This is a genomic window from Actimicrobium antarcticum (assembly GCF_039536745.1).
Lineage (GTDB): Bacteria > Pseudomonadota > Gammaproteobacteria > Burkholderiales > Burkholderiaceae_D > Actimicrobium > Actimicrobium antarcticum.
This window is the reverse complement of sequence record NZ_BAAAZE010000016.1, coordinates 157,616-178,129: the sequence shown is the minus strand read 5'-3', so window position 1 is coordinate 178,129 and position 20,514 is coordinate 157,616. Positions and strand designations below refer to the sequence as shown.

Below are 20,514 nucleotides of genomic sequence, written 5' to 3'. Positions count from 1 at the left end.
GCAGGTTCAGTTATTCTGGATGGATCGGTAGCCAATACGAAAACCGCCCCACTGCTTGCCGTCGACCATGATCGGCACCGACAGGTCATGCATCACCTCGCCCGTATCGCGCTTGTAGGTCTGCAATAAAAACGGACTTGTGCTGGCACCGCAACGCTTGCCGGTACGATCACTGAAGATGCGCTTGGTGCGGTTATTGACCAGATCGACGTCATAGTTACCAGTCAGTGGCTGCGAAAATTTGCGGTTATGCGTCGGGAAATAACCGTTGTTGTCCACCGCACCGGCATACGCCAGCTGGGGCGTAGCGCGCAAGACGGCTTCCTGCACGGCCGGCAAGACACGATCTGTCCAGGTATCGAACAGCGTGCTGTGCTTGGGTGGATCGGTGCGCGGAATCGGCACGTAGTGGCGATCGAACAGTGCTTCTCGTGTGATCTGGCCGCTGGCAATCGCGGCCTGCATCAGGCTACCAATCTGGCTCGCCGCTTCCAGCGCACACACCCGAATCGCATCATGACGGGTCGCTGCTTCGGAGTGTGACAGCGCATCGAAAATTGCCTCGCCACGCTCCGACAGCAGCATCGCCGCAGCTGCTGCGGCGGGCAGGTCGGACTCGGTCGACGCCATGCTGTCACGGATCGCTTCGATCGCACTGCTGATTTCATGGCTGGTGGTTACCTGCTCGCGCGAGGCACCGGCAATCTGGCGTACTTCATCTTCGGCAGTGGTGGCGGCCCGCTCGATATTGCCGAGGAAATGATTGACTTCGCTGACCTCGCTGGCAGCACCCGAGACGCGCCGATTCAGGGCCGTCATGCCACCGGCTGCATGCACGGCCTGCTGGTTGATCTCGCGCACCATCGCGCCAATCTCGTCGGTGGCCAGATGGGTACGCTGAGCCAGTTGCCGCACTTCGCCAGCGACTACCGCAAAGCCGCGCCCGTGCTCTCCGGCACGGGCTGCTTCGATGGCGGCATTGAGCGCCAGCAAATTGGTGCGCGCGGCGATTTCATTGATCACTTCGGTAATGCTGGAAATTTGACCTGCCTTCTTTTGCAACACCGCCATGAGCGCGGAGGCGGCCAGTGCATCGGCTTCGGCACCGCGAATTTCGGCCAGCACCTTTTCGGTGGCAGCGCGGGCAGCGACGCTTTCGCCGCGTACTTCGCCTGCTACCGCGAACGCACGTTCGGCATTTGCGGCGATCTGTTCGGTGACGCTGGCGCTTTGCCCGGCGCTGACGGCAATGGCATCGGTACTGGTGACATCGAGGTCGATTTTCTTTTTGACCGACTCGATGAAAAATGACGCTTCGGCCGCACCGATCATGATGTGATCGATCTCTTCACCGACACGCTGAACAAACTCCGTGCCACGATCACGCTGCGCGCTGACCAGCAGCGCCACGCTGGCACCGACCACCGACGCCACCGCGGCCGTGAGCAGCAATCCCGGTAGTGCGGGCGACACCAATTGCACCAGTCCTGCGATCAGACCGGCGGCTGCCAATGCAGCAAAGACTGCAAGGACGTGGGTTCTATGGTGCGCATTCATCTCGACTAGTGCCTTTTTTTCAAGCAAACATGGTGTTCAAAATTCTTCCCACTCATCCTGATTGGCGTGAGCGGGTGCACTGTTTTTCCTGGTCGATGCCATCGCCTTGCGCGGAGCAACTGCAGCCACCGGAGTACGCTGCGCCTGCTGCGGCAAAGCTGGCATCGGAGATGCCATGCCAGCCGGATACGACACCACGCCGTCCTGCGTCTTGAACGATGCCACTGCCTGTATCAGCAAGGCTGCCTGATCCTGCAAGCTCTCTGCGGCGGCCGCCGCCTGTTCAACCAGCGCGGCATTTCGCTGCGTCATTTCGTCCATCTGGGCGATCGCCTGATTGACCTCGGTGATGCCGGCACTTTGTTCCTGGCTGGCAGCGGTGATCTCGCTCATGATGTCTGCCACCTGCTTGACCGAACTGACGATGTCATGGATGGTTTTGCCGGCGTCATCAGCCAGTCGCGTACCGGCGTCGACCTGTGCGACCGAGTCGGAAATGAGCGACTTGATTTCTTTGGCAGCCGCTGCGGAGCGTTGCGCAAGACTGCGCACTTCCGATGCCACAACCGCAAATCCCCGCCCCTGCTCGCCGGCCCTGGCCGCTTCGACGGCCGCATTGAGCGCCAGAATATTGGTCTGGAAAGCGATCCCGTCGATGACACCAATGATGTCAACGATCTTGTGCGAACTGGCGGCAATCGCTCCCATGGTACTGACTACCTGATCCACCACCGCGCCACCCTTGGCGGCGACCCCGGAGGCGGCAATCACCAACTGGTTGGCCTGCTGCGCATTGCCGGCATTCTGGCGTACGGTCTCGGTCAGTTCTTCCAGCGACGACGCGGTCTGCTCCAGCGAACTTGCCTGCGACTCGGTACGGGACGACAGGTCCGCGTTACCCGAGGCGATCTCGCGCGAGGCCACGCCGATCGTTTCGGTGCCGCTGCGCACCTTGCTGACGATCTTCTGCAGGTTGTCGCGCATCTCATGCAAGGCCAACAACAGTTCGCTGATTTCGTCCCGGCCTACCGGCACGGCAACTCCGGAATCGAGTTCGCCGTTGGCGACCTTGCGCGCAATCACGACCGCTTCCTGCAACGGATGCGTGATGCTGCGCGTGATGAACCACGCCAGCAGGATACCGATCGCAACCGCGATGGCGCCACTGAGCACTTGCAACTGAACCTGGCGCACGTCGTCCGCCGCCGAATTCGTCCTCACTTGCAATAACGCGGCTTGCTGGAATTCGACCAGCCGGTTGATCTCGATCAGGGTCTGGCGGCTCAGCGGATCGATGGTACTGGCGATGATCTTGATGGCCTCTTCACTGTTGAAGGCCATCACTTGCCGCATCACACCCTTGAGCGGCGCATCGAGTTCGGTATCGAGGCGGGCAATCTCGGCGAGCATTTTTTTCTCGGCATCGATGAGTCCGAGCGCCTCCAGTTTGGCGCGGGCTTCGGCATAGCGGGCGCGTGACGACTTGACGATCTGCTCGTCGCGTTGCATCACGCTCAACTCCGATTGCAGGCCGATATCACGCATGGCAATGCCCGCTTCGAGCAGCGCAGTTTTCATGGCACCGGCGAGCGCCAGCTTGTTATTTGCCGCGTCCAGTCCCCGGAATAGAGCACGCTTGTTATTTGCATCGAGAACGCTACTTGCGACCAGCGCCAGCACCAGAATCACGAGGATGCTGCCAAAGCCAACACCAAGCCGGCTGCCAATACGAAGACTGCGAAAATTCATGGTGATACTCCAGTTTCAATGTCATTTCCAGGACCCTAGACACGAAGTTATCGTGCCTAGGTCGGGTGCTTGCTCGGCTCGTGGCCAGGCTGGTCACAGATGACTGGACGGGCTTGAATCAGGTTTGAACCCACATTGAATCCAGCCAGATTCAATGTGACTTCATCTTCAGGTCAAGCAGCAATCTTCTCCATCAGTCCCATTTCATCCGATGACATCAGTTTGTCGATATCGATCAGGATCAGCATGCGCTCGTCGAGTGTGCCCAGGCCGATCAGGTAATCGGTGTTGAAAGCGGTGCCCATCTCCGGAGCCGGTTTGATCTGTTCTGCCGACAGAGTGATGACGTCCGAGACGCTATCGACCACCATGCCCATCACGCGACCACCGATGTTGAGGATGATGACGACCGTGAACTGGTCATAGGTTGGCTCGCCCAGATTGAACTTGATGCGCATGTCGACGATCGGCACGATGATGCCGCGCAGGTTGACAACGCCTTTGACGAACTCGGGTGCGTTGGCGATACGGGTGACAGCTTCGTACCCGCGAATCTCCTGGACCTTCAGAATATCGATGCCGTACTCTTCCTTGCCCAGCGTAAAGGCAAGGAATTCGTTCAAGGCGATATCCGAGGCCGACTTTGCGCCGTGGAGCTGGTTATTGATGGTTGCGGAATCTGACATGACAATATCCTTTTCAGTAGAAGGTGGCGTCGTCAGTAGTTTGACGACTGGAACGTAATAGCGCGGCAACATCAACAATCAGCGACACGCCGCCGTCGCCCAGAATGGTGGCGCCGGAGATGCCTGCCACCTTGCGGTAATTCGATTCAAGATTTTTTACGACAACTTGCTGCTGGCCGACCAGATCATCGACAAACAGTCCTGCTTTGCGTCCGTCCGATTCAAGGATGACGACGATACCTTCGGAAGGATGGGTAAAGCGTGGTGCAATGCCAAACATCGCGTGTAACGGAATCAGTGGCAAATATTCGCCGCGCACTTTGATGACGGTGCCCTGACCGCTGATTTCCTTGACATCGATGGCGCGCGGTTGCAGCGATTCGACCACATAGCCCAGTGGCAGGATGTACACCTCGTCGCCAACCCGGATCGACATGCCATCCAGTATGGCCAGCGTCAGCGGCAGCGAGATCGATATCGTGGTGCCGAACCCCTTGGCAGAACGTATGTCGACGGTGCCGCCCATTGCGGTGATATTGCGCTTGACCACGTCCATGCCGACACCGCGACCCGAGACATCAGTCACGGTATCCGCTGTCGAAAAGCCGGGGGCAAAAATCAGCTGCCAGACCTCGGGGTCGGTCATCGCATCGGACACCGGCAAGCCGTTTTCAGACGCCTTTTGCAAGATACGCTCACGGTTCAGGCCGCCGCCGTCGTCACTGACTTCGATGATGATATTACCGCCCTGATGGCCCGCCGACAGGGACAGACGGCCGACTTCGTTCTTGCCACCGGCGAGCCGCATGGCGGGCGTCTCGATACCGTGATCGATACTGTTACGCACGAGGTGGGTCAGCGGATCGACGATGCGTTCGATCAGGCCCTTGTCGAGTTCGGTAGACGCGCCGTGGGTCACGAAATCCACCTTCTTGCCAAGCTTGGAGGCCAGGTCGCGCACCATGCGTGGAAAGCGCGAGAACACGTAATCCATCTGCATCATGCGGATGGACATCACGGCTTCCTGCAGATCGCGCGTGTTGCGGGTGAGTTGCGAAACGCTGTCGAGCAAGCGTTCGTGTCGCATCGGGTCGAGCGAATCAGTGCGCTGTTCGATCATGGCCTGCGTGATGACCAGCTCGCCCACGAGATTGATCAGCTGGTCGACTTTTTCGATACTGACGCGGATCGAACTGCCTTCGGCGGACGTGGTTTTTTCTGGTTCCCGGCGCTGATGCGTGCGTTTCTCGGCCTCGGAGATCAGTTGCGGCACATCCGGAGACCCGTCATTGCCGACATATATCGCTTCCACTTCGGTCTCTGGCGACACCTCGGCAGCTGCATCAGATTGTCCGAGTGGCACGAACGGTGCAAAAAATCCGTAGCCCTGTTGCTCCTCCCGGGCTTGCTGCGTCGCGTCATCGGCCCCCGCCGATCGCACTGATTCGTCCGGTATCAACTGACCGAAACGGCTATCCAGCGGCTCGAAAAAACCGTAGCCACGCTCTGCATCGCTGTCCGTCGTGCCGACTGACTGCGCGGTAATTTTCAGGTCGGCAGGGTCCAGCACGAACGAGCAGAGAGCGATGATATCGTCGACCGACTCGTTGGTCCACAAGTCGAATACCGCACGCTGGTCCGGCAGCGTCGACCGTGCAATGGTACCAAGCAGTCCCAGCTCGCTAGCCAGCGCGTCGACATCTCGCACACTCGTCGTGGCCGGTAATTCAACATGGAAGCGATGGGAATAATTGACATTGCCTGACGCTACCGCCTTGGGTGCAACTGGCGCAATGACAGGCATCGGCACGTGCCGCTCCGACAGCGACTGCAGCAGCATGCGAATATCGCCCACCGCGTCCTGGTCCACGACAGTACCCAGGCGGTGTCCGTCGAGCTGCATTTTCAGAATATCCTTGGCACTCAGGAAGGCTTCGACATGCTCGGCGGTCAATGCGGCCTCGCCTTTGCGGATGCGATCCAGCAAAGTCTCGAGTACATGCGTGACTTCGCCCAGATCGGTGATCCCGAAAGTCGATGCGCCACCCTTGATGGAATGGGCAGTCCGGAAAATCGCATTCAGATCTTCCGGGTCAGGCGCAGTGACGTCGACCGCCAGCAGCAGCTTTTCCATTTCTGCCAGTAATTCTTCGGTCTCTTCGAAGAACACCTGAAAAAACTGACTGATGTCGATCGTCATTGATGCACTCCGTTAATCCACAATGCCTGCCCATGCTCTGCAAGCGCACGTCGATATGAACAAGGTTGCCCAAGCATGATCAGCCAATCACCTTTTTCACCACTTCCGTGAGCCTCTGCGGATCAAACGGCTTGACCAGCCAGCCATTGGCGCCGGCGGCGCGTCCGCGGGCTTTCATTTCATCACTGGCCTCGGTGGTCAGCATCAGGATCGGAACACGCTGATAACTGGGCAATGCGCGCAGCGATCGGATCAGGGTCAGGCCATCCATGCGCGGCATGTTCTGGTCGGTCAGCACCAGGTCGAACGCCTGCGCCTTGGCTTTGTCCAGACCATCCTGACCGTCCACGGCTTCGGTCACCAGATAACCTGCCGCTTTCAGGCTGAATACCACCATTTGTCTGAGCGATCCAGAGTCATCTACTGCGAGTATCGATTTTGCCATGTGTGCTCCGCTGTGCTGTTGTGCTGTTATGCCTTCCGGATAAGGCCCGGATGCCGTGATGCGGTAGTCGCTCGCAACGAGCGCGTGAATTCAGAACAATTCGATGTCGCCGCACTCCATGTGCGTCTGATTGACTGCTTTGCGCGCAGTGCCGTGAGGATGCACGCTGCGCTCGGCGACCGCCTCATTGGCTTTGGCGAGCAAGATGTCGAGTCGTCCTTCGTGATCTTCGTGAATGATTTTTTCTGCCGTCTCGCCGAGAACTTCCAGCACGCCGCGCACGCCATCGACATGCCCCAGAGTGCGCTGCAGGAGCTGACTGGTCATGTCCTGGAACTGCAAGCCAGTGATCGCGGCATTGACGTGCCGGTCCATTTCCAGGCGCATTGATTGCAGAGCAGCCTGCTGCCCGGCGCCAGCAGTCCCGGCGTCGAGTAGCAAGGCGATCGCCTCCTGCTGGGCACCGATGACAGCGTGGATCGACATGAAGCTCGACCCCAGTTTTTCGATAGCCTCGGTCAGCAACAAGGCGGTCTGCGCCAGGTCGGTATTGACTTCAGTGAGGTGCGAGCCCCCTTTGTCTGCAACCGAATTCAGTAATTGCCTCAGGTTTAGGGCCAGCTGGTTGTCTTGCGTCATCAAGCTATCCTTTTGGCAAACATATCGATCAGCATGGTAGGCAGACTTATCGTGGCGCTGGCGGCTTGGCGACTGCCGCCGGCGTCGGCGCTGGCGATGCCGGCGCAATTTGCGGCGCAGACGCCGGATCAACCGCTTCTTCGTCGCCATTGGTCACGGTGATGGATCGCGCGCCTTCGTTGGCAGCCGCATCTTCTGCCTTCTTGTTCATGACAATGATGCTGATACGCCGGTTGATCGGATTGAACGGGTTGTCCTTGTCATACAGCACGGCTGAGGCGAGGCCGACCACGCGCAAGACCTTGCTCTCATTCATGCCGCCAAAAATCAGTTCCTTGCGCGAGGCATTGGCCCGATCGGACGACAGTTCCCAATTGCTGTAGCCCTTGTCGCCACTCGAATACACCGAGGCATCGGTATGACCCGACAGACTGATCTTGTTAGGCACATCATTGAGCGAAAATCCGATTTCGCGCAGGATGTCTTTGGTGTAGGGCTGCAGTTCGGCTTTGGCAGATGCAAACATCGGACGATTCTGTTCATCGATGATCTGTATCCGCAAACCCTCGCTGGTGATATCGAGTAACAGCTGGTTCTTGTATTTGTTGAGCGTCGGATTCGATTCGATCAATGCTTCAATCCGACCTTTGAGCGCCTTGAGCTGACCAGCTTCGATTTTTTCCATCGCCTCCTGGGCGGCCTTGATGTTGTAGGTTTTTTTCGGCGCGACGCTTTCGCCGCGCTTGACCTGGCCATCCTTGCGCGTGAGGTCCTTGCCGCCGCCCTGAATCACGCTGGAGCTGTCGCCCGAACCCGAGCCGCCGCCCATGGCGACCAGCAACGGCGTCTGAAAATATTCGGCAATGCCACTGAGGCTGCCCTTGGCAGTCGAACCCAGCAACCACATCAGCAAAAAGAACGCCATCATCGCGGTTACGAAGTCGGCATACGCAATTTTCCAGGCGCCGCCGTGGTGGCCGCCGGCGACTTTCTTGATACGCTTGACGATAATCGGGCGAGTGCCTTCGTCAGCCATGATCGGTCCCGTTGCAAGTTGTCATGATCGCTCGATTACTTGGATTTCGACTGCTTGATGTGCTCTTCGAGCTCACCGAAAGTAGGACGCTCGGTGGAGTACAGCACCTTGCGGCCGAACTCGATGGCCAGTGCCGGCGCGTAGCCATTCAGACTGGCCAGCAGAGTCACCTTGATGCACTGGTAAATTTTTGTGGATTCGTCAAGCTTTTGTTCCAGCAGGCTGGCCAGCGGGCCAACGAAACCATACGCCAGCAGAATACCCAGAAAGGTTCCCACAAGCGCATGCGCAATCAGCATGCCGAGCTCGGCCGGCGGCAAGCTGACAGATTCCATCGTGTGCACCACGCCCATCACGGCGGCAACGATACCGAACGCAGGCAAACCATCACCGAGTTTCGCGATGCAATGGGCCGGTACCGCACCCTCGTGGTGATGGGTTTCTATTTCGTTGTCCATCAGATTTTCGATCTGGAATGCGTCCATATTTCCGGACACCATCAGACGCAGATAATCGGTGATGAATTCAACCACATGGTGGTCATGCAGGATGCTGGGGTACTTGCTGAAAATCGGGCTTTCTTCCGGCTTCTCGACATCACCTTCAATCGACATCAGGCCTTCTTTGCGCACCTTGGTCAGGATCTCGAACATCAGCGACATCAGGTCCATGTAGAGCGACTTGGTGAACTTGGATCCCTTGAACAAGGTTGGCACTGCTTGCAGGGTCGCCTTCATCGCCTTGCCGTTATTTCCGACCAGGAATGCGCCGATGGCGGCGCCGCCAATCATCAGCAATTCAAGCGGCTGCCAGAGCGCAGCAAGGTGGCCACCGGCCATGGCGAAACCGCCAAACACCGACAACATGACAACGACATATCCAATGATGACTAACAAGTACGTGCTCCGGTCGATGTTGAGGGCAATGCCACTCGTGGTTTGTGAGATTACTCTTGGCAGAACACGTGCATACAGGCTTTTTGCAAAAATAACTGCCGGAGACCAACCCGACTTACTGCGTTTTCAAATGTAAGAAGTCTCGATTTGACGCAGTAAGAATTTACCACAGGTAACACTACACCTGAATGCAAAACAGCGATATTAATGGCTATTTGATGGAATCGAAATTGATCATTATTTGAATGACATCAAAGTGAGGCCGTCATCACACACTTGTCTTCAATGACGTGCGGATCCCGCTAGTTTTTTCGCCAGACAAAGAGTTTTGGTCCGTCGGTGACTGGTTGCAACACGGCGTCGGCAGGCTTGCCCGGAATCGCGAATTCATAGCTCATGAGCAGCGAACCGGCCGTCATTTCCGCCATCGCCTTGGTCCATAGCGCCGGCATTGCAGCTGGCGACAAATAGGCGAAAACAACATCGTAAGCAGCGAAATCCAACGCGTGATAATCACCGCGCAGAAAGCATGCCGTACTACGTTGCCAGCGCGCGCGCAGCACGCTCACCAGCCATGGCAGCGGCGCCAGTTCGATACCTGAAAAACGGCTATCGGGACGGTGCCTCGCCAGATCCAGCACCAATCCGCCGATGCCGCTGCCGACATCGATCATACGCAGAGGACGCTCGGGCAAGATCTGCGTCACCGCATGCCAGACCCGCGGACCGGAAAAATACAACGGTACTTGAGTACGATAGGTACTCCAGAACACACCTAGCAGCAACAGAAACACCAGCATGAAGATCCACGATGGCCAGTGCAACCACAACATCGTCACCAGTGCGGGAGCGAACAGCAACTGCATCGGCAACCACCACGGTGCCAGCCGGCACCAGCGCGACAAAGCCGCTGCCAGCACACCCTGCATGAACGCCGCTACCAGAATCGGCCACGCAATACCCGCCAGCTTCCAGAGCAGGATCTGAGACAGGGCAACGACGAAAAAGGAGAGGAATTGCAGGCACAGCGCCCGGATCGCGGGCGCGCTCAACACAGAGGAAATAAATGGCAAAGCGAAGATCCTTAATGAAAACATGATGCCTACGACATCATGCCAACAGGATCACATCATGGCAACGATAGCCTGAGCAGCTTCTTTGGCCTTGCGTGTTTTCCCGGCGCGGGAAGGCATGTGGCATAAGCCGCAGACGTAGCCGGTATTCAGGTCATGCTGATGTACGACGAAATGACCGCTGCAGTCGGTGCAGCAGGCAGTCGTCAACATCTTGCTATCGAAAAAACGCACCAGCGTCCAGGCGCGGGTCAGCGACAACACGGGCTCGTCACTACCTTCCGGGCCCATCTGCTCCAGATAGAGTTTGTACGCCTTCACCACTGCCTCGATGCCGGTGATGTGGGCATGCTCCTGCAGAAACTTGTAGATATTGATGAACAGCGAGGAGTGCACATTCGGCTGCCAAGTGATGAACCAGTCGGTGGAAAAGGGCAGCATGCCTTTCGGTGGCGACACGCCTTTTAGTTCTTTGTACAATTTGAGCAAACGCTCGCGAGACAGCGATGTCTCCGATTCAAGCAGCTGCAACCGGGCACCCAGCTTGATCAGCTCGATCGCCAACTGGATCTCATGGGATTCTGTTACGACGCTTTTTTTTGCCATGATGTCACCTCGACGATGTTGCTTGATTGGTTACGTGTCCCAACTAACTTGCTAACCGATACTTCAGGTCAGGCAATTTCTTCGACGCGCTGGCTGGCCATCAGGATGGCAGCATGTGATTGGGACAACGCACGGTCTTTGTTGTAGTTGGTCAGCATGCCGAGGATGGCGCCATCATCGAAACGGAAGCGCGCCAGCATCATGCTGGTACCGGACAATTTGAGGATTTGGGCATTGTTCAGGCCGGCAATCAGGTCAGCGATTTCGCTGCTGATTCCAAGGCGAAAGATTGCGGTTGCCTTGTCGGAGCGAATCATTTGCTGAGCCAACATCAGGTAGCCCAGATTAGCATCACGAATTTCAGCCATCATCACGTTCGTATCCATTGTCTTGCCCCTCAGCGGTTGGCCTGGCAAGCGGTTTTGCTCAGCCAGTGAATGCATTCTGATGGGGTACAACAGGAACGGGAATGGGTATGTGGCCGTATTTCTTGACAGAAACACAGCCATGCGAGTTGACGGATTTTGTCCTACAAGCGCCAGATCATTGGCGGGTCACACCGCTGGACGCAATGTGCCATTCGGCTACGGTATTGGGTTTCGGACCATTTTCATAAAATAAAAACAAGTACCTGCAACCCCGCCGCAAACCTTTTTTCAGAGAAACTTTGAGAGTTTCCGCCAAAAAATAATTGAACTATTTCGTCGAAAAATCCTGATTTCACCGCAAAAGCAACGCTCAGTGCCGACTTCTGTTTCATTAACGGCAGCGCTTTCGCAAACTTTAGGGCTGAACACAAATTAATTTCAAACTACTTTTGGGCCATAAATAAGGTAACGGCAGCCAAAAACGAAACTTTAGGGTTAACGGTGAATTTATTTTCAATGCCTCGAACGCCTGCATCCGATCAGGTCAGGCAATTACGCTATGAGACAAGGGTTGTGCACCGAAACCGCGAAGGTCCAGAGTGCGTTTCGCAGAAGAATGGGGAAATGGTGCGGATCAGATTGCCAAACGCCTTCGGAAGACAACGTTTGGCGCATCTTTTTAATTCGTAAAATCCTTGGGCGCGCGACGTTCCTGCATGTCGACGCAAAATGGCAGCGTGGCACGCTCCGGTTTCTCGCATTCGCGCGCTTCGCATATCGCACGGCTAAAAAAATTGGAACGGTCAGCACATAATTGTTGCGGGGTCCGCGAGTCCATTGCTGCGGCCGCTTTTGCTTGCTGCAACAGTTCTTCCTGCCGCGCTCGCAAGTCCGCCTCTTCGCTGCGGGCCGACTCTGCTTTCTGATTTCGGGAATCGTCATCGGCCTTGCGGCGCGCCTCTTGCTCTGACTTCAGACGCAAATCCGGATCGCGTTGCACCTGACGCTGTACTGCAGGTGGCGTGGTCGAATCGGTGCCGGCAACGACAGCAGTGCGTTCGCGCGCTTCTGATGCCGCACCAACGACCAGTGGCGGGACGGCTCGTGCGACTGGTGAATTCACCGGAGGTGGTAGCGGCAGTGCACGCTGGGCCTGGCCAGGCACCGGTCGCGGCGCAATTACCGCAGCCTCGCGGGTTATTTGCCACAGCACGGCAACACCGAGGACCACTACAACGACCACGACACCGTAATGACGATACTTCAATACCCTCTCCTTTACGTTAAAACGGATCGCCACGGACGCGACCATGCACAACCATACGTTAAGAGTATGCCCGCAACAGCTGTCGAATCCAACCGTGCTGCAGCAGTACCATGGTGTAAAACAAGCAATTACTTATCGCGCGCTGTCAGGATGCAGTACGATCGGGTCCAACCAGCCGCACTCCCCATCACCTCGATCGGACATTCCCATGGCGACCGTTATTGTTCACCACACTATCAGAATCATCACGCTCGCTATCGGCGACGCGATAGCTGACCATGCCCGCGATGGCGATATTGCCCTCAATGAATCCGATACCGGCTGGTGGGTCAATTTTATTGGAGAAAATGGTGCCATCGATGGCTACGATGATCCATTCGACAGCTACGGCAAAGCGCTCGCAACCGCCAAAGCAGCCGCCGAATACGCCGCCGAGTAAATCCCCGACGCGGCTCAGGCCTGCGCTTCGGCCAGGCGGCGCTGCCGGTCTTCTTCCTCCTCGCGCGCCAGCGCAATTTCACGGATGATCGCATCCACGTCGGCCACCTCGGTTGGTGCGGCGACCAGACCGGTGAGCGGCGTCTCTGGCGTCAACAAGCCCGCCTTGTAGAGATTCCAGATTTCCTTGCCATATTGACTGGTCAGCAATTCCGGCACCACGACACCAAAAAAATTGGCCAGGTTAGTCACATCACGATCGAGCATGTCGGCCGCAACACTGCTGCCAGCCGCATCGATAGCTTGCGGCAAATCGATGATTACCGGTCCCTGGGCATCGACCAGAATGTTGTACTCAGAGAGGTCACCGTGGATCACCCCGGCACACAGCATCAGGACGACCTGATTGAGCAGCATTGCATGGTATTGCAGCGCCAGTTCGCGGGTCAGTTCGACATCATTGAGGCGCGGCGCCGCATTGCCATCGGCTGCCGTGACCAGCTCCATGAGCAGCACGCCCTCAAAGCAGATGTACGGCACCGGCACCCGCACGCCAGCGGCAGCGAGCTTGTACAAGGCGTCGACCTCGGCGTTTTGCCAGACTTCCTCGGCCATCTTGCGGCCGTAGCGCGTACCTTTTTCCATCGCCCTCGCCTGCCGGCTGTTCTTGACGCGGCGGCCTTCCTGGTACGCCACTGCCTGATGAAAACTTCGTTCAGTGGCTGCCTTGTACACTTTGGCACAACGCACATCGTCGCCGCAGCGCACCACATAAACGGTGGCTTCCTTGCCGCTCATGAGCTGGCGAATGACTTCGTCGATCAGACCTTCTTCGACCAGAGGCTGGATTCTTTTTGGGGTTTTCATGGCAATGACAGAATTCGGTGTTGGCCTGCGCAAAAAATGCCGCAAGCATGAGGATCGAGAACAATGGAAATGCTGCAGCAGGTTCGGCAATGATGCTCTCCTGATGCCGCCGGTGCGTCAATCGGTATTGCCGCAAAACTTCAGAAAACGGTGTCCGTCATTGGCAGAGGCGTATTGTTCAGGCACCTTCACCATACCGGCAGTGTACCCTGCCAACACTGAACGACGCGTGTTACGACCCAGAAAACACTGTTCGGTTTTTCGGGGCCATGAACCGCTGGAATCAAGCTCGCGCCACTTGTACGCGCTGTTGCCTCACCTGTCGATGGGCCACGCTACAGACGTAAAAAAACCCCTAAGTCATTAATCCTTAGAGGCTTTTCACCTAACAATGCAGTACCTTGCGGAATCACTGGCGGAGACGGTGAGATTCGAACTCACGATACAGGTATAAGCCGTATGCATCCTTAGCAGGGATGTGCCTTCGGCCACTCGGCCACGTCTCCACGCTTCAACAAGTCGCAAGACTCATTTCAGCAAGCTTCGAATGATAGCTATTCGGGCCTGCTTGGTCAATCAAACATTTCAGGCGCTTTCGAGTTCGAATGCCTTGTGCAGCGCGCGTACTGCCAGCTCCATGTATTTCTCGTCGATCAGCACCGAGATCTTGATTTCGGAGGTCGAGATCATCAGGATGTTGATGCCTTCTTCAGACAAGGTACGGAACATTTGCGACGCGATGCCGACATGGCTGCGCATGCCCACACCGACCACGGAAACTTTCGAGACCTTGGTGTCACCGGAAATACTGCCAGCACCGATGTGTTCCTTGACGCTGCCGTTGAGCACTTCCATCGAACGGACATATTCGCCACGCGGGACGGTGAACGTGAAATCGGTCTTGCCGTCCACCGACTGGTTCTGGATGATCATGTCGACTTCGATATTCGCGTCGGCAATCGGGCCCAGAATCTGGTAAGCGATACCTGGGCGATCGGGCACGCCGAGTACGGTGATTTTGGCTTCATCGCGGTTGAAGGCGATGCCGGTGATGGCGGCTTGTTCCATATTTGTATCTTCCTCAAACGAAATCAGGGTGCCGGAGCGGGCTTCGATCTCCAGCGACAGCATCGGGTCGGTCAGCGACGACAGCACCCGCGTTGGCATTTTGTAATTACCGGCAAATTCCACCGAACGGATCTGCAATACCTTCGACCCGAGCGACGCCATTTCCAGCATCTCTTCAAAGGTCACGGTCTTGAGGCGTCGCGCATCAGTGACCACACGTGGGTCGGTGGTGTAGACACCATCGACGTCGGTAAAAATCAGGCACTCTTCAGCCTTCATCGCGACTGCCACGGCGACGGCGGACGTATCCGAACCACCGCGACCCAGAGTGGCGATATTGCCATCGCCATCGACGCCCTGAAAACCGGTAATGATCACGATGCGACCGGCATCGAGGTCTTTACGCACTTTGGCGTCATCGATCGATTGAATGCGTGCCTTGGTGAACGCCGAGTCGGTCTTGATGGCGACTTGCCAGCCAGCATACGAGACAGCATCCTTGCCAATGGCCTTGAGCGCCATGGCCAGCAAAGCGACCGAGACCTGCTCGCCGGTCGAGGCCAGCATGTCGAGTTCGCGCGGATCAGGTTGCGGCATTAGCTCTTTGGCCATGCCGAGCAAGCGATTGGTTTCACCCGACATGGCTGACGGCACCACAACAATCTGGTAACCGGCGTCGTGCCACTTGGCGACGCGCTGCGCGACATTTTTGATGCGCTCGGTCGAGCCCATCGAGGTGCCACCGTATTTATGAACGATTAATGCCATAGGAGTAGAGGAAAAGCGCTGCTTGCGTTAGAAAAACAATCGAAAATTGAGTCGCAGACTGTACTCGCTGCGAGACAAAATGACAAGGACCGGGGCGGGCTGACTGACCCGATTCACGGTGACTGGAAGCCAAATCCGCCGCCAAATCCGCCGCCAAACTCATCACTGCGCCGTGTGCCGGGTGCACTACCGTCTTAGTCAGGATTGAAGACCCAGCGCAGAGCAATGCGCGGTTCCTCCTCGACACTGAAGTGATGACAATCCATGCCAACGCCGGCAGCGAACAGGAGTTTTTTTCCGACCCGGACCACCGGCAGACGCTCGCGCTCCCACGCCGGAATATTGCCAGCCTGATAGTGATATTTCAGCGCACGGGTTGATCGATTTGGTGCCGGCTTGAGACGCTCCCCGCCACTGCGCACGCTGATCGACAACGCTTGCTGCGTCAGCCAGCTGATCGCCACGCCTTGCTCTGCACTCTCGAACAGCAGCACGCCGTCGAGCTCCGGAAAATCCAGCTGCGCCTCGCCGTTCCAGCGAAATCCGAACACCGGAAGTTCTTCAGGATCGAACGCGACCCGATGCGGCGTAATGAAAACGTGATCCCGATGGCGACGGATGTGGCAATCGGCATGCGTGACGCAGAGTTGGGCATCCGGTTTGGCTTCGTACAACTGCGTGCGCATTTCCAGAAGCCACGAGGTCGATGGCATGCGTACGCCGCGCGAGCCGAACCAGTAACGCAGCAAATTATCGGCCCGATCTGCACTGAGCGTGCGCAGCCTGCTGATATCGATGCCCTCGGCGACGCCACACAGCGCCATATCCTGGCGCGCGAGCTCGATCAGCAGCCGCTGCGCGGCCTGTGCATGGCCGGCAGTACGCGCCAGCCGATGCTGAAAACCGGGAAAAAATTTGTCCAGCGCCGGCATGACTTCGTGACGCAGGGCGTTGCGTGCATAGCGGGTGTCGAGGTTCGAGGCATCATCGACATGCACGATCGATTCGGCACGAACGACTTCCGCCAGTTGCAAACGGGACAGCGACAGCAATGGCCGCGCCATCACCAGTTCTGCATCACCGAGCAGATCGGCGGCGCAATTGGCACTGTCCATGCCGGACAAACCCGCGACGCCGGAGCCACGCAACAACTGCAACAACACGGTTTCGGCCTGGTCGTCCTGATGGTGCGCCGTCAACAGCAATGGCACCTGATGTGCACGGCACATGGCACCAAGTGCCGCGTAGCGACTGCTGCGCGCGGCTGCCTCGATGCCACTGGATTCGGCGCCCGCCAGCCGCACGCGCTGCGCCGCAAACGTGATGCCGAGGCGGGCGCACTCGGCGTCGCAATGTGCCAGCCACGCGTCACCATCGGCACTGAGGCCGTGATGGACATGGAAGGCAAACAACGGAATGCCGTTTTTTTGTGCATGACGATGCGCCAGATGCAGCAGCACTGACGAATCCAGGCCGCCGCTATACGCCACTGCCATCGCCGGACCGGAAAGAAAAACGCGCGCCCGGATTACTGCGAGTGCGCGTTCGAAGACATCATCAATGCCCAATGTTTGCTGGTTCTTCAAGACGGACGGAGCCTCATTCTGGCGGGGTGATTTCCTTGAATTTGCCGAAGCTCATCAGTTTCTCATGACGTGCGGCCAATAAATCCTTGGTCTTGACGCCCTGAAACTGGCGCAGCGTATCGGCCAATGCACGTTTGAGCAGCGATGCCATCAGCTTCGGGTCACGATGTGCGCCGCCCAGCGGCTCATTGACGATTTTGTCGATCAGGTTGATGGCCTTGAGGCGATGTGCGGTCAGGCCGAGCGCTTCGGCGGCATCCGACGCACGTTCGGCGGTTTTCCAGAGTATCGACGCACACCCTTCCGGCGAGATCACCGAGTAGGTCGCGTACTGCAACATCAGCACCGCGTCACCCACGGCAATCGCCAGTGCGCCGCCCGATCCGCCTTCGCCAATGATGGTGGCGATCAGCGGCACCTTCAATTCGGCCATCGCGTACAGGTTGTGCCCGATCGCTTCCGACTGGCCGCGCTCCTCGGCATCGATACCGGGAAAGGCACCGGGCGTATCGACGAACGTGAAAATCGGCAAACCGAATTTTTCGGCGACCTTCATCAGTCGCAAGGCCTTGCGGTAGCCTTCCGGTTTCGGCATGCCGAAGTTGCGCAATGCGCGCTCCTTGGTATCGCGCCCCTTCTGATGGCCAATTACCATGCAGGCCTGACCGTTGAATCTGGCCAGCCCGCCGACGATCGAGAGGTCATCGGCGTAACTGCGGTCGCCATGCAGCTCATGGAAATCCGTGAACATTTCATTCACGTAATCCATCGTGTACGGACGTTGCGGGTGGCGGGCGATTTGCGAGACCTGCCATGGCGTGAGTTTGGCGTAAATATCCTTGGTCAGCTGCTGGCTTTTTTTGGCCAGCCGCTCGATTTCTTCCGAAATATCTACTGCCGAATCATCCTGCACAAAGCGCAATTCTTCGATCTTCGCATCGAGTTCGGCGATGGGCTGCTCGAACCCCAGGAACGTCGTTTTTGTCATTGTCACTCCTTTTTATATTGATCCGGCCTGCACCGGACCACTGTGATCATTGCGTCGTCAATATGTCACTGGAACCGGTTCGAGACTGCGCCATAGATACCAGGTTGCGACGGTGCGCCAGGGCTCCCAGTTGGCCGATACTTCGCGCGCATCGCTGCGAGAAACCGGCTCGCCTGAAAAATAATTCAGGCTGATACCGTTGAGCAAACCAACATCGTCCAGCGGCAAAATATTCGGACGTAGCAAATTGAAAATCAGGAACATCTCGGCGGTCCAGCGACCGATTCCACGGATCTGGATCAATTCGGCAATCACCGCCTCGTCTTCCATTTCGGCCCATTTGTCGGCATGTACCCGTTTGGCCTTGAAATGTTCGGCCAGATCGAGGATGTAATCTGCCTTGCGTTTTGATAGCCCGCAACCTGCCAGGTCAAGTGCACCGGCTTTCAGCACTTGCGCCGGGGTGGACTTCGGGCAGACCAGCAAAAAGCGCTGCCATGCCGCCTCCGCCGACTTCACTGAAATTTGCTGCCCGATGATCGAACGCGCCAGCGTCACAAACGGTTCGCCGCGACCAGTCAGATGCAAATCGCCAAATTGCGGAATTAGCTTGCGCATGATGCGATCGCGCTTCATCAGCTCGATTTTGGCTTCTTCCCAGTAAGACGGTACGCCGACCTGCCCAGCCGTTTCCATCAAGTTAGCCATGCAGCTTAAGCCCTTCGCCATTCGGTGATGTTGCCCGGCTTGTCTTCCAGCACGATGCCCGCAGCCAGCAGCTCGTCACGGATACGATCGGCGCTGACGAAGTCACGAGACTGCTTGGCGGCGATACGGGCGGCGATTTTTTCGGCAATCAGAGTATCACCCTGATCATCGGTGGCACCGCCGTGCGCGCCCTGCAAGAACTCTTGCGGACTGCGCTCCAGCAGCCCGAGGGTGCCTGCCAGCGCCAGCAATTGTGCCGCCAGTTCAGGTGCCCGGGTACGGTTGATGTCGGTCGCCATGTCGAACAGGACGGCCATCGCCAATGGCGTATTGAAGTCATCGTTCATGGCATCGGCAAAGCGGCGCGGATACGGCGCATCCCAGTCGAGTTCGATGGCTATCGGCGTCACTTCCTTAAGTGCCGTGTAAAGCCGGGTCAACGCCTGACGCGCATCGTCGAGATGCACATCCGAATAGTTGAGAGGACTACGGTAATGCGCCCGCAACATAAAAAAGCGCAGCACCTCTGCATCGTATTTGGCAAGCACGTCACGGATCAGGAAAAAATTGCCCAATGATTTGGACATTTTTTCATTGTCGATACGGATGTGGCCGTTATGCATCCAGTAATTGACGAATTGCTTGCCGGTCGCGCCTTCGGACTGTGCAATTTCATTTTCATGGTGCGGAAACTGCAGGTCGACGCCGCCGCCGTGCAGATCGAACTGCTCGCCCAACAGTGCGCACGCCATGGCCGAACATTCGATGTGCCAGCCGGGCCGACCGCGCCCCCATTGGGACGGCCATTTGGCATCCTCGGGTTCAGTTTCCTTGGCAGATTTCCAGAGCACGAAGTCGAGCGGGTCGCGCTTGCCCGTGTTGATATCGACGCGCTCTCCGGCGCGTAAATCGTCGAGGGATTTGCCCGACAATTTGCCGTAACCGGGAAAGTCGCGCACCGAAAAATTTACATCACCGTCACTGCCCTGATAGGCCAGGCCGTTGCTCTCAAGCCGGCCGATCATGTTCAGCATTTGCGGCACGTACTCGGTCGCGCGCGGAGCGAATGTCGGCGGCAAGATCCCCAGTGCTGCGGTGTCTTCGGCCATAAAGGCAATAAAGCGGGTCGTCAGCGCCGAGATCGATTCACCGTTCTCGACCGCGCGGCGAATGATCTTGTCATCGATATCGGTAATGTTGAGCACGTACGTAACGCGGTATCCGGAAGCCTGCAACCAGCGATGCACCACGTCGAATGCCATCATCATCCGGCCATGCCCGATGTGGCAGTAGTCGTAGATCGTCATGCCGCACACATACATGCGAACATGGCCCGGTTCGATGGGCGAAAACAGCTGCTTTTCACGTGCCAGCGTGTTGTAGATTTTCAGGGAATTCATAGGGGATTTCAGATTTCGGCAGAACGGATTCGGGGTAGCCAGCCAGAGCACAGATTCGAGTCTGAATTACCATTCGACGCAAACGCGCAACGGGTACTCCAAAACCCTTTTAGTTGGCTAATTTTGATAATATGTTGCTTCCCGTCGAAGTATATCACCGATGAAAACG

Annotated in this window: 20 protein-coding genes and 1 tRNA gene; 1 reads left to right on the top strand and 20 read right to left on the bottom strand. The window is 57.1% G+C overall.

Translation table 11 applies throughout. The features are described 5' to 3' along the window. Nucleotides 1–6: 6 nt before the first annotated feature. The 13 genes from ABD720_RS19080 to ABD720_RS19020 all read right to left on the bottom strand — a co-directional run bounded on the left by ABD720_RS19080 (nt 7) and on the right by ABD720_RS19020 (nt 12,522). Nucleotides 7–1,557: a methyl-accepting chemotaxis protein gene (locus tag ABD720_RS19080; protein WP_344765807.1), complete on the bottom strand. Its 1,551-nt coding sequence runs from the start codon at nt 1,555–1,557 to the stop codon at nt 7–9. Nucleotides 1,558–1,593: 36 nt separating this feature from the next. After that, nucleotides 1,594–3,306, bottom strand: coding sequence for a methyl-accepting chemotaxis protein (locus ABD720_RS19075; RefSeq protein ID WP_344765805.1), 1,713 nt, complete (start codon nt 3,304–3,306; stop codon nt 1,594–1,596). A gap of 173 nt (nt 3,307–3,479) precedes the next feature. Next, complete coding sequence (locus ABD720_RS19070; protein WP_344765803.1) at nt 3,480–3,992, bottom strand: chemotaxis protein CheW; 513 nt, start codon at nt 3,990–3,992, stop codon at nt 3,480–3,482. 13 nt (nt 3,993–4,005) lie between these two features. Next, nucleotides 4,006–6,192, bottom strand: a complete 2,187-nt coding sequence (gene cheA / locus ABD720_RS19065; RefSeq protein ID WP_344765801.1) for a chemotaxis protein CheA — start codon at nt 6,190–6,192, stop codon at nt 4,006–4,008. Nucleotides 6,193–6,271: 79 nt separating this feature from the next. Beyond that, nucleotides 6,272–6,637, bottom strand: a complete 366-nt coding sequence (locus tag ABD720_RS19060; protein ID WP_344765799.1) for a response regulator — start codon at nt 6,635–6,637, stop codon at nt 6,272–6,274. Nucleotides 6,638–6,727: 90 nt separating this feature from the next. Next, entirely contained in the window at nt 6,728–7,276 is a 549-nt protein-coding gene (locus ABD720_RS19055; protein ID WP_344765797.1) for a chemotaxis protein, read from the bottom strand. A 46-nt stretch (nt 7,277–7,322) separates the two neighbouring features. Beyond that, a complete protein-coding gene (gene motB, locus ABD720_RS19050) occupies nt 7,323–8,312 on the bottom strand; it encodes a flagellar motor protein MotB (RefSeq protein ID WP_344765795.1) in 990 nt (329 codons plus the stop codon). Nucleotides 8,313–8,347: 35 nt separating this feature from the next. After that, complete coding sequence (motA, locus tag ABD720_RS19045) at nt 8,348–9,208, bottom strand: flagellar motor stator protein MotA (RefSeq protein WP_344765793.1); 861 nt, start codon at nt 9,206–9,208, stop codon at nt 8,348–8,350. Nucleotides 9,209–9,510: 302 nt separating this feature from the next. Beyond that, nucleotides 9,511–10,281 (bottom strand): class I SAM-dependent methyltransferase, encoded by a 771-nt coding sequence (locus ABD720_RS19040; RefSeq protein WP_344765792.1) that lies wholly within the window; start codon nt 10,279–10,281, stop codon nt 9,511–9,513. A 51-nt stretch (nt 10,282–10,332) separates the two neighbouring features. After that, nucleotides 10,333–10,887: a flagellar transcriptional regulator FlhC gene (flhC, locus tag ABD720_RS19035; RefSeq protein ID WP_344765790.1), complete on the bottom strand. Its 555-nt coding sequence runs from the start codon at nt 10,885–10,887 to the stop codon at nt 10,333–10,335. 68 nt (nt 10,888–10,955) lie between these two features. After that, complete coding sequence (gene flhD, locus ABD720_RS19030; RefSeq protein ID WP_344765789.1) at nt 10,956–11,273, bottom strand: flagellar transcriptional regulator FlhD; 318 nt, start codon at nt 11,271–11,273, stop codon at nt 10,956–10,958. Between the two features lie 224 nt (nt 11,274–11,497). Further along, entirely contained in the window at nt 11,498–11,647 is a 150-nt protein-coding gene (locus ABD720_RS19025) for a hypothetical protein (protein WP_344765788.1), read from the bottom strand. Between the two features lie 287 nt (nt 11,648–11,934). Further along, nucleotides 11,935–12,522: a hypothetical protein gene (locus ABD720_RS19020; RefSeq protein ID WP_344765787.1), complete on the bottom strand. Its 588-nt coding sequence runs from the start codon at nt 12,520–12,522 to the stop codon at nt 11,935–11,937. Nucleotides 12,523–12,565: 43 nt separating this feature from the next. Between ABD720_RS19020 and ABD720_RS19015 the strand changes: the two genes are divergently transcribed. Next, nucleotides 12,566–12,961 carry a hypothetical protein gene (locus ABD720_RS19015; RefSeq protein ID WP_344765785.1) on the top strand — a complete coding sequence of 132 codons (396 nt, stop codon included), beginning with the start codon at nt 12,566–12,568 and terminating at the stop codon, nt 12,959–12,961. A gap of 14 nt (nt 12,962–12,975) precedes the next feature. On the opposite strand, the gene ABD720_RS19010 is transcribed toward ABD720_RS19015, so the two are convergent. The 7 genes from ABD720_RS19010 to cysS all read right to left on the bottom strand — a co-directional run bounded on the left by ABD720_RS19010 (nt 12,976) and on the right by cysS (nt 20,345). After that, a complete protein-coding gene (locus ABD720_RS19010; RefSeq protein WP_344765783.1) occupies nt 12,976–13,827 on the bottom strand; it encodes a PA4780 family RIO1-like protein kinase in 852 nt (283 codons plus the stop codon). 413 nt (nt 13,828–14,240) lie between these two features. Continuing rightward, nucleotides 14,241–14,333, bottom strand: a tRNA-Ser gene (locus tag ABD720_RS19005). Between the two features lie 79 nt (nt 14,334–14,412). After that, the gene (locus ABD720_RS19000; RefSeq protein ID WP_344765781.1) at nt 14,413–15,663 is read right to left on the bottom strand and encodes an aspartate kinase; all 1,251 of its coding nucleotides are present in this window, start codon (nt 15,661–15,663) and stop codon (nt 14,413–14,415) included. Between the two features lie 194 nt (nt 15,664–15,857). After that, nucleotides 15,858–17,249 (bottom strand): tRNA lysidine(34) synthetase TilS, encoded by a 1,392-nt coding sequence (tilS, locus tag ABD720_RS18995; protein WP_344765779.1) that lies wholly within the window; start codon nt 17,247–17,249, stop codon nt 15,858–15,860. Between the two features lie 13 nt (nt 17,250–17,262). Beyond that, on the bottom strand, nt 17,263–18,237 hold the full coding sequence (locus ABD720_RS18990; RefSeq protein ID WP_344765777.1) for an acetyl-CoA carboxylase carboxyltransferase subunit alpha: 975 nt from the start codon (nt 18,235–18,237) through the stop codon (nt 17,263–17,265). Between the two features lie 57 nt (nt 18,238–18,294). Next, a complete protein-coding gene (locus tag ABD720_RS18985) occupies nt 18,295–18,945 on the bottom strand; it encodes a DNA-3-methyladenine glycosylase family protein (protein WP_344765775.1) in 651 nt (216 codons plus the stop codon). A 5-nt stretch (nt 18,946–18,950) separates the two neighbouring features. Next, a complete protein-coding gene (gene cysS, locus ABD720_RS18980; protein WP_344765774.1) occupies nt 18,951–20,345 on the bottom strand; it encodes a cysteine--tRNA ligase in 1,395 nt (464 codons plus the stop codon). Nucleotides 20,346–20,514: the final 169 nt, after the last annotated feature.